Annotated in this window: 10 protein-coding genes; 1 reads left to right on the forward strand and 9 read right to left on the reverse strand. The window is 55.8% G+C overall.

What is annotated here, in order from left to right:
• Positions 1 to 125: 125 nt before the first annotated feature.
• The 8 genes from QS713_RS08875 to QS713_RS08910 all read right to left on the reverse strand — a co-directional run bounded on the left by QS713_RS08875 (position 126) and on the right by QS713_RS08910 (position 8,246).
• A complete protein-coding gene (locus tag QS713_RS08875; protein WP_313274636.1) occupies positions 126 to 2,756 on the reverse strand; it encodes a terminase TerL endonuclease subunit in 2,631 nt (876 codons plus the stop codon).
• 108 nt (positions 2,757 to 2,864) lie between these two features.
• On the reverse strand, positions 2,865 to 3,059 hold the full coding sequence (locus QS713_RS08880) for a hypothetical protein (RefSeq protein WP_313274638.1): 195 nt from the start codon (positions 3,057 to 3,059) through the stop codon (positions 2,865 to 2,867).
• Positions 3,059 to 3,238 (reverse strand): DUF6900 domain-containing protein, encoded by a 180-nt coding sequence (locus tag QS713_RS08885; protein ID WP_313274640.1) that lies wholly within the window; start codon positions 3,236 to 3,238, stop codon positions 3,059 to 3,061. Before QS713_RS08885 ends, QS713_RS08880 begins: the two co-directional genes overlap by 1 nt.
• 216 nt (positions 3,239 to 3,454) lie before the next feature.
• Positions 3,455 to 3,727 carry an Nmad4 family putative nucleotide modification protein gene (locus QS713_RS08890; RefSeq protein ID WP_313274643.1) on the reverse strand — a complete coding sequence of 91 codons (273 nt, stop codon included), beginning with the start codon at positions 3,725 to 3,727 and terminating at the stop codon, positions 3,455 to 3,457.
• 54 nt (positions 3,728 to 3,781) lie between these two features.
• Entirely contained in the window at positions 3,782 to 5,185 is a 1,404-nt protein-coding gene (locus tag QS713_RS08895) for a DNA cytosine methyltransferase (RefSeq protein ID WP_313274645.1), read from the reverse strand.
• A complete protein-coding gene (locus tag QS713_RS08900; protein WP_313274646.1) occupies positions 5,182 to 6,432 on the reverse strand; it encodes a site-specific DNA-methyltransferase in 1,251 nt (416 codons plus the stop codon). The genes QS713_RS08895 and QS713_RS08900 overlap by 4 nt, the downstream gene beginning before the upstream one ends.
• The gene (gene metK / locus QS713_RS08905; RefSeq protein WP_313274648.1) at positions 6,404 to 7,594 is read right to left on the reverse strand and encodes a methionine adenosyltransferase; all 1,191 of its coding nucleotides are present in this window, start codon (positions 7,592 to 7,594) and stop codon (positions 6,404 to 6,406) included. The genes QS713_RS08900 and metK overlap by 29 nt, the downstream gene beginning before the upstream one ends.
• Positions 7,595 to 7,673: 79 nt before the next feature.
• Complete coding sequence (locus QS713_RS08910; RefSeq protein ID WP_313274649.1) at positions 7,674 to 8,246, reverse strand: P27 family phage terminase small subunit; 573 nt, start codon at positions 8,244 to 8,246, stop codon at positions 7,674 to 7,676.
• A 93-nt stretch (positions 8,247 to 8,339) separates the two neighbouring features.
• On the opposite strand from QS713_RS08910, the gene QS713_RS08915 reads away from it, so the two are divergent.
• A complete protein-coding gene (locus tag QS713_RS08915; RefSeq protein ID WP_313274651.1) occupies positions 8,340 to 8,807 on the forward strand; it encodes a hypothetical protein in 468 nt (155 codons plus the stop codon).
• On the opposite strand, the gene QS713_RS08920 is transcribed toward QS713_RS08915, so the two are convergent.
• A complete protein-coding gene (locus tag QS713_RS08920; protein WP_313274654.1) occupies positions 8,804 to 11,251 on the reverse strand; it encodes a glycoside hydrolase domain-containing protein in 2,448 nt (815 codons plus the stop codon). The genes QS713_RS08915 and QS713_RS08920 overlap by 4 nt on opposite strands.
• Positions 11,252 to 11,430 lie beyond the last annotated feature (179 nt).

Below are 11,430 nucleotides of genomic sequence, written 5' to 3' on the forward strand. Positions count from 1 at the left end.
TATTCCTTTCGTCATGCCGCAACATTGTGGTGGGTGCGCGACAGGGAATCTGGGTCGCGTTGCCTCTTAGAGACTTCATCATTTTACTAAAATCGAATCTCGATACGATAGAGCGTTCCGTAGTGCTAGATAAAAAGCAGTCCTCGTTCATCATAAATCGACCCGCTGGTGGTGCCTTGGCCGCATCTGATGGCGCGGTCGAGGGCCATGATGGTTGCGACGACGCCGTCGATCTTTTCTGTGCTCTTTTGTTTGTCGGGTTTGATGTTGCCTGCTGGGTCGGTGCGGACGTGAATGTTGTCGACCATCCAGGACAGGACTGGGTGCCCACCGTGGGCGAGCCGTCCTTCGAGGGCGAGTTTCATGAGCTCTTTGGAAGGCGGGCTCATGTCTTTGAAGCCTTGCCCGAACGGAACCACGGTGAAACCGAGCGCTTCGAGGTTTTGGCTCATTTGGACAGCGCCCCACCGGTCGAACGCAATCTCCCTGATATCGAAGCGAGTCCCTAGTTGTTCGATGAAGGCTTCGATCGCCCCGTAGTGGACGACGTTGCCTTCCGTGGTTTGTAGGAAGCCTTGGTCCTGCCACAGGTCGTAGGGCACGTGGTCACGGGCGACCCGGAGCTTGAGGTTGTCTTCGGGTAGCCAGAACCACGGCGCGATCACATACGGCTCGTCACCGGTTTCGGGTGGGAAGACGAGGACGAACGCCGTAATATCCGTCGTCGACGCAAGGTCGAGCCCGCCGTAACACACCCGCCCCTCCAAATCAGAAAGGTCAATGGGTGCTGAGTTTTGGTTCCACACGTGCATGGGCATCCACCGCACCGACTGCTTCACCCATTGGTTGAGGCGCAGCTGTCGGAACGTGTTTTCTTCGGCCGGATTCTGGCGCGCCTGTTCGCAGGCAACACGCACTTTCTCCACCGGCACGGTGATGTCTAGGCTCGGGTTGGCTTTGCGCCACACGTTCTCGTCGGTCCAGTCGTCCTCACGGTCAGCACCGTAGATGACGGGATAGAAGGTCGGGTCGTGCTTTTTACCGGCGAGAATGTCCTCGGCCTTCTCGTGCTGCTCATAACAAATACTGTGCGTATCAGTGCCTGCCGTGGTTATGAGGAAGTACAACGGCTGAGTCCTCGCGTCGCCCGAACCTTTCGTCATCACATCGAACAAGGCGCGGTTGGGTTGGGTGTGGAGCTCGTCGAAGACAACACCGGAGATATTAAACCCGTGCTTCGAATATGCCTCCGCTGAGAGGACTTGGTAGAAGCTGTTGGTGGGCTTGTAGATGATCCGCTTCTGCGAGGCGAGAATCTTGACACGCTTGGACAGTGCAGGGCTCATGCGGATCATGTCGGCGGAGACCTCGAAGACAATGCTTGCCTGTTGCCTGTCTGCTGCACACCCGTAGACTTCGGCACGTTCCTCACCGTCGCCACAGGTAAGCAAAAGTGCGACGGCGGCGGCGAGCTCACTGTTGTGGGTGGGCAGGTAGGAGCGGCCGACCAAGTACTGGTGGGAGGGCGAGTCGACTTGGATGCACTGCATACCCCGGTTAGGGATTGGCTCGATGGTATCGATGTACCGGTAGTGCGAGCGGGTGTTCGGGTTGCGCGGGATCGCGCGATTTTGCTTACGATCTAAACCAGCTACTCGCACATCGTCAAACGCGGTGAACTTGACGTAGTATAGCGTCTGACCTGTGTGGACGCGCCCACACACAGAGGAAGGTAAACTCCAATCTGTGCGCTGGGTCGAGATGGCCGTGGTGATCGCATTCTTGATGCCCAAACTCCACAGCAGTTCTGAAACAGACCGTGCCAGTCCTTCCTCAGTCGAGGTGTAGATTGCTTGGCCTTTACGGGTGGAGATCGAACCATCAGAATCCATCAGCCCCCACAACAATTCCAGGCGCTGACGTCGTGAAGCACGCAGATATTCGGTCGGGATCACCTTGTCATGGAAGGAATCAACCAGGATTGCTTCGAGCTGTGGGATCCGGATGCAGATCGAATCCCCGGTATTGGGATACTGAGTTGACAGCGTGTTCCACGGCCATATACGTTCAAGGACGCCCGTGACATCTCTCGTTTGGATCGTCAAATAAGGTTTCGTGGCCGTGCCGTTACCCAACCAATAACCCATCACATACGGATCGATCGGCAGCTCAGCCTCGGGTAGATCCAGTGCACCTGCTAGTGGGATACGGAAGCGAATCGAACCACCATCGCGCGGAAGGCGATAGAGTTCACCGGTGGTCATAATCGCTTCACGTGCTTTACCGAAGGTATAGTGGCCAGCCCACTGGTGATTCTCGCCAGCTTCGATCACTTCACCATCTTTGAACGTAATCCGGTAGGCCTGCTCTTCATAATCCACCCGAGATTTAGCAACAACCGTGCACCGCTTGCCGCGTTCGTCGAACACAATATCGCCTACACGAATATCACCCATCGTCATAAAACCAGACGGCGTGGGAATGGGCGTATCGAGCGCGACCTGCTTGCCCATCTTCTTCGGAATCTCGACATAAGCAGTGGTGAACTGGCGGTAGCCGTCTTCTTTGACGGTGCCGAACAAATCGCGCACGATCTGCTCTTGCCAATCAATCAGCTTGAACGCCTTACCCGACCAGCGGCCCTTCGTATGCTTCAAAGCTTCAATGAACGCGACCGCATAATCGGCCTTGCGCTTATCATACGTCGAGCCGTCAGCCATGAACCTGGTCGGCGTGTAGGTTTCTAGTTGTCGCATCGCGATTCACCTCCTCTCCAGTAGCATAAGAAAAGCCCCAACGAGCGGGGCGAAAAGTTCTCAGAGCACAGCACCCAAGCTGGAAGGCTCAGGCGCGGTGTGCGAGGTTTAGATCATGTTGCCGAGCAGCTGGTATTCGGCTCGACGCTCCTCAAGCTGGTGGGCGAGGATCGAGGCGCAAAAGCTGTTCTTCTCCCGCCCCAGCCTCGCCTCCAGTTCAGCAATCTTGGCCTTGCGACGCTTCATCACCTCGATCGTGTCACCGTCCATGATTGCTTTCTGGTCGCGTTCGAGGGTGTTCATTACTTGGTCTGTTTTCCGAGCTTGTAGGCGTCTTCGAGCATGACTTTCAAACCCCAAACGCTGACTTCGAGGAAGTCCTCGTCGTCCCACATACGCCGCTCCAAGTCGCCACGAGTGGCAACTTCAAAGCTGTGCTTTTTCGCGATCTCAAGAAGCTGGGCGGCTGTTTTCTTGTTCATGACCTTGCTCCTTCTCTTGTTTGGTCATGTACATACAGCCATACGCGCAGGGGTATATCCAGTCGTTTTTGGATTATTCACTAGGGAAAATAGCGATGACCGCCACTCGCACACCGGGGCGTTGTCACGAGCCAAACAAGACCGAAGATGCGCCTGGTGCGCAAGTGGCAAGCTTAGAGTCGTGCCCCGGCCGATCATGGTCGAGGCTGGCTGTGGTTAGAGGGCTTGGATCATGCCGATCGCCCACGCGGTCGCGTGACCCTCATCGGTGAAAGCCTCATCGGATTCAGTCGCGAGCATCACTGGGGCGTTCTTGCCTTCGCCAAGAATGTGGAAGATCGCTGCGAAATGCTCGTAAGCACCGAGGCAGTCGTTCCAGATGCGGTTCGTGGCGATCGTGTGGGTACCGTAGCGCATGGTGTGCCCGAGGATCTTGTAGTGCTTTGCAACTGCGGTGGTGGTTTTCAGGGCTTGAAGTTCGTTGTTCATGACCATGCTCCTTGTCTTGTTCGGTCATGTACATACAGCCATAGGTGTGCAGACTTATCCAGTCGTATCGACCATGTTTTTCACTCTTTTCAGGACGTGTTCAGCCACCGGCAAGGCGATCGCGTTGCCCCACAACTTGTACTGCGCGCTGTCACTGGCAGGGTCAGCGAGCCACGCCGCCACTTGCTTGCGGCTCCTCGGCCGCACGCTCCGGATGCGGTTCCATGCCTCCCACACACCCACCCAGTAGTCGAGCTGGGCGTCGGTGGGGTCGGTGAGGGCGAGCTGGTGGCACCAGGTGTCGGGGAAACCCTGCAACCGGGTGCACTCAACCGGTGTCAAACGCCTAGGTCGAAGCGATGAGCTGGCGACCATGGGCGAGTCAGTGTAGTCGCAGGCCAACAAGGCCCCGGCCTGATCTTTCGTGGCGCGGGTGAAATAGTCGGCCTTGGATGCGGCATAGACGGGTTCGAGGATGACCATGCCGCCTTGGTTGCAGGTCGGCTCTCCGCCCTTCAAGTCGAGGGTCTTCGACACGGCCGCCTCGTAGCCGTAGTGGCCGCCACCGGCACGGGACTGGTGGATCGAATTCAACCCAAACACCCTGCGTTCCTCTGGGGCATCGAGGAGGATGGGTGCGTTCGTGGGGGAATTGCCCATCCTGGCGGCGGGCGTCTGCACCACCCCCGAGGAGTTGACGGTCAACCTCGAGTCCTGAGGGTGATGATCCAACAACATCACCTGGCTGCTACGGCCTCCAACGCTTCTTTCAGGGGTGTGGGCATGGTCTTGTTCTTGCGTGCCGCACGATTGAGGATGCCTTGGCAGGCTCGCGGGCTCAAAAAGAATCTCGGGTGCGGATCGGCCTGCAAAATCGCAGATAAGGTAGATGCGGCGGCGTCGTTGGGCGAGGCCGAAATGTTGCGCATCGAATACACGCCACGCAACCGAGCATCCATCTGCCACAACGCATCCCGCATCTGCCCACCGGGGTGCAGGGACAGGCACGTCAGCAACGGTCGGGCTCTGGAGGCGGATGAGGCTCGTGAGGACGTCGGCGAAGTCGTGGCCTTTGTTGGAGGAGAAGGCTCCCGGCACGTTCTCCCACACCGCGAATCTCGGGTATCGACCATTGCTTGCCTTTCTCATTTCCTTAATGATGCGTATGGCCTGGAAGAACAGGCCCGAACGTTTCCCTGCCAGCCCGAACTGGCGGCCAGCCACCGACAAGTCCTGGCAGGGCGAGCCGAACGTGATCACATCCACCGGCTTAATCGCTGCGCCGTCAATCTGACTCACATCACCCAAGTGGGCGACTTCGGGCAGGCGGGTGGTGGTGACAAGGATCGGGAACGGCTCCACCTCGCTTGCCCAGACGGGGCGAATACCCGTGTGGAGGGCGGCGAGTGGGAAGCCGCCCGACCCGTCAAACAGGGAGCCAAGCGTCAACGGACTCATGTGGTGCCTCGATCCACGGCCTCCACCACATCCAAATACGCGAGCTGTTTACCATCGCGTAGGCAGGTGATCCCGGCTGCGTCACCGGTGGCGTCGGCGTAGCGGCGCAAGATCACACTGGCGTACTTCTCATCGAGCTCCAGGCAGTAGCAGATACGGCCTGTAGCCTCGCAAGCCATCAATGTCGAACCTGAGCCTGCGAAAGTGTCGAGCACGATCGCATTCGCCTGAGTGGAGTTTCCGATCGGATACGCCAATAAGTCCAGCGGCTTGGAGGTCGGGTGGTCAGCGTTGCGGCGGGGCTTATCAAACCGCCAGATGGTGGTTTGCTTCCGGTCGGCATACCACTTGTGCTTACCGGTCTTCACCCAGCCGAACAGCACCGGCTCGTGTTGCCACTGGTAGGGGGAACGCCCCAGCACCAGGGAGTCTTTGACCCAAATGCAACACCCGGACAGTTTGAAGCCAGCGTCCTGGAAAGCACGCCGGAAACTCAAGCCCTCAGTATCAGCGTGGAACACATAGGCTGATGCGCCCTTCTCACACACACTCGCCATCTGGGTGAACGCGGCGAGCAGGAACTCGTAGAACGCGTCCGCACCCATCTTGTCGTTGCGGATCGTCAAACCGTCGGAGGATTCGAAGGCCACGTTGTATGGCGGGTCGGTGAGCACCAGGTTGGCGCGCTTACCATCCATGAGTAACTCGACGTCTGCTTGCGATGTTGCATCACCACACACGAGCCGGTGCCGGCCCACCGTCCAGATGTCCCCACGCTCCACAAACGCCGCCGCCTCCAATGCAGAGGTGAGGTCGAAGTTGTCGTCCTCCACGTCGTCTTCGTCAAGGGAGCCGATGAGTTGGGCGATCTCCTCGTCGTCGAACCCGGTCAGCTCCGCATCGAAATCCGAAGCATCCAAGTCAGCGATCAGCAGGGCCAGTTTGGATTCGTCCCATTCACCGCTAATCTTATTCATCGCGACGTTGAGTGCTTTCTCCCGCGTCTCGTCCAGCTCGACGATGACGCAGTCGACCATGGTGTGGCCGAGGTCTTCGAGGACTTTCAGGCGCTGGTGTCCACCGACGACATGCCCGGTGGTCTTGTTCCAAATAATCGGTTCGACGTAGCCGAACTCGCTCAAGGACCGCTTGAGCTTCTCGAACTCCGGGTCGCCAGGTTTCAATTCCTTACGCGGGTTATACGCCGCCGGTTTCAGGTCAGCGATGGCCAGTTGCTTGATCTGCATGTGTTTCCACCGCCTTCCGCAGGTCGCGCTCGTGTCGCCAGGTTTGTTCCCAGCGCGGACCGGCATGGCCGAAGTACCCGTAGGTCGAATAGCGCGTAAAACTAGGGTTGCGTAGATTCAACGCGTCAATGATCCCACCAGGACGCAAAGGAAACACATCCCGCGCAGAGGCGGTCAAAACGTGGTCGGCGTACTGACCGGTGCCAAGAGTGTCGATAGTAAAAGCAACCGGGTCAGCCTTGCCAATCGCATAAGAAATGCTCACCTGACACTCGCGAGCCAGCCGAGCATCAACAATGGTTCTAGCTATCAGCCGCGCCATATACGCCCCAGACCGGTCAACCTTGGACGGGTCTTTACCCGAAAACGCACCACCACCGTGTGGGGCGAGACCACCGTAAGTGTCCACCATCAGCTTCCTGCCCGTCAGGCCCGTATCAGCCTTTGGACCGCCCACGGTAAAAACACCCGAGGGATTCACCAGAATCTCAGTGTCATCAGTGATCGGCAGGTATGGTTTGCAAGCTGGTGCGACGATGAGGGTTTTCACCTCAGCCACCAACTCATCTAGATCCTTCGCCGAGTAGTGCTGGATCGACACCACGACCGTTTCGACTTTCTCGGGCTCCCCAGCCTCGTTGTATGTAACGCTTACTTGTGCTTTACCATCCGGCTTAATCCCAGTGATCGTGCCCTCAACGCGGGCGGTGTCCAAACGTTCGCAGATGCGGTGTGCGAGCACGAGCGGGAGTGGGAGGCGTTCGGGGGTCTCATTGGTGGCGTAGCCGTAAACCGTGCCCTGATCACCCGCGCCCTGGAGCGCGAACTCGGTGTCCTCACCGAAGCGTGCCTCTAAGGATTTCGAGACTCCGGCGTTGATGTCTGGGGACTGTTTACGCGTCCAGACGAAAACAAGGAATTTCCACGGCTGATAGCCCGCCTCTACTAGCGCGGCACGCACCGACTGGCGAATACGAGGACGTACCTTCGTCGTGATCTCACCGGTAACAATAACCCTGCGCCCAGACACCATTACCTCAACCGCAACCCGGGCAGCAGGATCCTCATAAAGAATGTCATCAAGGATGGTGTCGGCGATCAAGTCACACAGCTTATCCGGGTGGCCGATACAGGTAGCTTCAGCAGTCTTCGTGACAGACATGTACGCACTCACTTTCAAAGAATCAGGGCAGAACAAAACGCCCACCCATCAAGCACAGGCAGACGCAACAATGGGTTCGTTAGGAGCGGGCTTTCAGCAGCTGCTCCATCACCTCATCACCCGGCGTGGCACCCGAATAATCACTGGTGCAGGTCGCCCGGACGATCTCGTAAATCTCGTACCAATACACATTCGCCTGCTTACCAAACGACTGGGACATAGCAACGAACGGGGAGGCGATAGCCGCCCCGGTAGTTGGGTGCTTTCCGAGCAGACCGAACTTGGAGATCGCCTGCTCACACTGCACATAACGAGCAAACGCCTGCGCATAGGCCTCAATCAACCGGGGTGCCACAAACTGGGAGCAGCCGCGCTGGTCGAGCCACTGCCACGTCTCCCGGTACACCAGATCAGCACCGAGTGGCTTACCATCACGCTGAACCTCCGACAGGTAATCCGAAGGCTCAGGCATAGTCTCCCCGGCGAGCACCGCACCACCCCCAATATCGCTACCTTCAAAATCAAAGGACTCATTCAAAGGATCTTCCAGGCGCGTAGCAGGATGCCCGGCAGCGATCTTCTCATTCAACGCATCCGGCTTCGCACCAGCCCGCACGCGCCGCCCACCCCGATTAGTACCATCACGAGCCATAGCAATAATCTCCCTAGAAGCGTGCCTGAATGCTTAAATTAGAGTGGATGTGTCTATTTGTTAGGAAACCTGTTTCAGGGAAGGGGATCAACCGTGGCCAAAGCAAAACAAGTAATGAAGTTTCTTGTCCTACTCAGTGTGCTTATGGCTATTGCGTGGTGGATTGATAAGTATGACACTCACCCCTACGAAAAAACTACAGAATCTTACAGCCAACTTCGCCAAGAGGTCTGGTTAATACTCGCACTTCTCACAGGCTTTGGAGTTACTCACGTGATTCTTTACTCTGTGACAGTAAACCACGTCATGTTCAAAACCCTTAGCTTACCTACGATCCTGTTGCTTACCATAGGAACTTCTGGCATTGCCACTGCCCGATTAGTTGATTGGAAAATTGAGCAGTATTTACACGGTCCAGGTTGGGTTTGGCTCGTTTATTATCCATTACTCTCACTAGGAACAGTCCTGCTTCGATATTTCTGTTTACGACGTAAAGGCCGGTTGAGTATAGCGCAAACTTCTGGGAATACGACAGTACCCAACCGGCCTTTGGAAACTTAGTGTGATCGTGCTAAGAGGTAACCAGCTAGCGCGCGGCAGCAAGCCACGCGTTCTTCACCGGTGGAATCTCCAGCGAGACGGTGTAGGCCAACGCCAGGAAAATCTGTACCAAAACTGTTAATTTTGCCCCAAATGCTCGAGGCTAATGAGTCTTGCGACGTGTAGTCTAAGCCGTCTGCTTCGTAGGCGGTGTAGCGGTTCTGGACAATGATTTCGCTGTAATAAGAGTTAATCGTGTCAGAAAGAGCATGCAGATCCTTCGGGGGATTGTCCTTTAACATTTTGCTTAGCAAGATTGCGTCAGCATCGTCACAGATGTCTGTGAAGTTGCAGCGTACCTGTAGTTTTTGCGGTTCTACTCCGTGACTGGTCAGGTAGTTATCAACCGCTTGCGGGTCTGATCCAATTAGCGCATTCGCGGCACGTTGACGATCCAGGCTTGGATGGCGTTGCATCAAAACATGAAGATCAGCCATGCCCGTGGCGAGGTCTCCTCCCCACCCGGTCCAGAAATCCGGGGCTGGACTGGTGGTGAGGTAACACAAGAGTGTATATGCCATATGGGCAAGATCGTTCTTCCCCCGCCGATACGGATCAGTGAATTCAATTCGGTTGCTTCCAATGTGTCTATCGAGATCAGTAACCAAAGACTTATGGTGTTGGTGGAGATAATCACGTAGCTCATTGGGTGCGCGCGTACCTGCCGCTATCGCAAAGTTTGATTCTTTAAGATAATCAATTGCGAGGTATTCCAGTGTTAGACGAAGAGTTTCGGTGGAATAGGTCTGTGGCAATGGACCAGCACCTGCTTTCGACTTCATGTAGTCATCAATAGCATTCTCTAGCCGTGTGATTGAAGGGTGGATAGAGTTCCATGTTGGCAGGCCGTTAAAGGTTGGAACTGGCGGCGCACTGTAAGGTACCGCTACCTCGCCATGCCCGGTGGTGTGTCGCACACTACCGACCGCGCCGATTCGACCCGAGTACGCGACGCGGTCTAGATCCCATTTTCCATGGTATCCGCTGATTTCGTGGAATTGGTCGAATGCCCAGTTGTTTGGGATGGGGAAGCCTAGGTTTCCGGAGAATCCTGTAGACATGTCAGAAACGAAAGAGGCAACACTGTATCCTGCCTCAGCTACCCGAGTGCAAATGTTACGCGAAGCGTAAATACCCACACGGTACCCTCCACCCAGATTAGCGTTAACTGCCTGGAAATAAGGCAGGATGCTACTGGTCACCTCGGGGTCGGTAGCGTCGTAATCCACAGCGAAGTAGATGACGGTCGGAGGAATCCCTAACCGTTTGGCCGCGGCTTGGGCTTCTTTAGCATGCCGATCCCCGTTCTCAACACTGAAGTGCGAAAGTTTCGTGGAATACTCCTGGAAGATTGGGAAATATTGCAAGCCCTGATCAACTATGCGCTCAAGCTCACCGGTGCGCAACGCTTTAAAGTATTCCTTCTCAGCCTTACCAGACTGGCCCGGTTCACTCAAGTAGCGCCCTACAATCTTGTAGCCATCTGCTTTAAGATGCTTGGCAAGCTCGTCGGTAATCTCAAAACGCGTATCGCAGGCAACGCATGCACGGTTAGGGTCCCCCTTCGAAGTGAGCAGGCTCATCCAGGTTGTCGGATCAACCACACCCGTAACAGGTAGAGCGTAAGCCGCCTGGAACGCGCGCACCTGAGAAGCCAAATCCGCAGTCCATGTGTTGGTTACGGAACTGGCGTGCCCATTACACACCAAGGCAGCGCTTGCCAACCATACCCACTCTCCGCTACCACCGCTGATGGTTTGCAGACGACTACGGGTACCATTACCAAAGTTACCGGTCGCTTGCGAAGCACTAAACCCTTCCAGCTTTTGCAGCACCTGGATAAGACCAGTGTTCATCTCACGTCCATAAATGCCATCAGTAGGCAGAATTCCTGTATATGCCTTGTAGCTACGGTTGATGGTCTGCTGGATGGTGCGGATCGGTCCTTTCCCACCGTAAGCAGACAAAAGACGGAACTGCTTCATGGATAACAAGGCCATCATCAACTCCACATCAACAGTGGAAGAAGTATCAGACAGGCCAATATCGCCCTTCATTTTCCTGATAGAAGAAGCAACATTATCGGTGAACTTAGTCGTGATACCCCCGTACTCGGCTGGATAACCCTTACACCAAAGCGCACCCTGAATGATCCCGTGCACATTACTCGCGGCATTATTCTTGGTAATGCCATGAGGCCAACGGGAAGTGAACCGTGACTGGGTTCCCGGACCGAAATTGTTCGCGGTCGCTGTGATACCAAGCTCGATCTGTAATGCGCGAATAAGCGCATTGATCGTCGCCCATCCCGTTTTCCCATCCATGGGAACAGACCCAAACCCGGTCTTATCCTCATAGGTGCCGTTAAGCCACCGCTGTGTCTCAAAAATCATTTCATCTGCCATGATTCCTCCTCATAGAAATCTCTTACATACCTTTTCCGTGAACTGGTGGGATTACCCGTTCAACGGAGAAAACCTCGGCGCTAAGCGTTTTTATGTGCCGCCCGCGCGATGCCTTCACCTATACGCCCCCAGCAGGGACGAAACCGGACGGGATAAAAAATCAGTCACAAAAAACCGCG

Origin of the sequence: Gleimia hominis, assembly GCF_032085515.1 — a bacterium.
Lineage (GTDB): Bacteria > Actinomycetota > Actinomycetes > Actinomycetales > Actinomycetaceae > Gleimia > Gleimia hominis.

Coding starts and splice junctions, on each gene's coding strand:
- QS713_RS08875 (WP_313274636.1), bottom strand. CDS start 2,756: ATGCGACAACTAGAAACCTACACGCCGACCAGGTTCATGGCTGACGGC.
- QS713_RS08880 (WP_313274638.1), bottom strand. CDS start 3,059: ATGAACACCCTCGAACGCGACCAGAAAGCAATCATGGACGGTGACACG.
- QS713_RS08885 (WP_313274640.1), bottom strand. CDS start 3,238: ATGAACAAGAAAACAGCCGCCCAGCTTCTTGAGATCGCGAAAAAGCAC.
- QS713_RS08890 (WP_313274643.1), bottom strand. CDS start 3,727: ATGAACAACGAACTTCAAGCCCTGAAAACCACCACCGCAGTTGCAAAG.
- QS713_RS08895 (WP_313274645.1), bottom strand. CDS start 5,185: ATGAGTCCGTTGACGCTTGGCTCCCTGTTTGACGGGTCGGGCGGCTTC.
- QS713_RS08900 (WP_313274646.1), bottom strand. CDS start 6,432: ATGCAGATCAAGCAACTGGCCATCGCTGACCTGAAACCGGCGGCGTAT.
- metK (WP_313274648.1), bottom strand. CDS start 7,594: ATGTCTGTCACGAAGACTGCTGAAGCTACCTGTATCGGCCACCCGGAT.
- QS713_RS08910 (WP_313274649.1), bottom strand. CDS start 8,246: ATGGCTCGTGATGGTACTAATCGGGGTGGGCGGCGCGTGCGGGCTGGT.
- QS713_RS08920 (WP_313274654.1), bottom strand. CDS start 11,251: ATGGCAGATGAAATGATTTTTGAGACACAGCGGTGGCTTAACGGCACC.